The 427-nt window shown below is 68.1% G+C and carries 1 protein-coding gene; it reads left to right on the top strand.

The features are described from left to right. On the top strand, positions 1 to 427 hold a 427-nt coding region (locus tag KN815_RS49540; protein WP_216348254.1), incomplete at both ends, for an RNA-guided endonuclease TnpB family protein.

The following is a 427-nucleotide window of genomic DNA, read 5'->3' as shown; positions in this document are numbered from 1 at the left end:
TGCTCGTCGAGGACACCATCACCCCTGCCCCCGCCTCGAGTGCGGCGGTCGGCCTGGACGCCGGGGTCACCTCCCTGGTGACCCTGTCCACCGGGGAGAAGATCGCCAACCCCCGGCATGAGCGCCGCGACCGTAAGCGGCTCGCGAAGGCGCAGCGGGAGCTGTCCCGTAAGGTGAAGGGCTCGGCGAACCGGGAGAAGGCCCGCCGGAAGGTCGCCCGCGTGCACGCGCGGATCGCTGACCGGCGCCGGGACTTCCTGCACAAGCTGACCACTCGGCTCGTCCGTGAGAACCAAACGGTCGTGATCGAGGACCTCACCGTCCGTAACCTGCTGAAGAACGGCAAGCTTGCGCGTGCCATCTCGGATGCGGCGTGGACGGATCTGCGCATGATGCTGGAGTACAAGTGCGCCTGGTACGGGCGTGA

The organism is Streptomyces niphimycinicus, from assembly GCF_018883605.1.
GTDB lineage: Bacteria > Actinomycetota > Actinomycetes > Streptomycetales > Streptomycetaceae > Streptomyces > Streptomyces niphimycinicus.
Note: the sequence above shows the minus strand (reverse complement) of the source record. Positions and strands in the feature narration are given on the sequence as shown.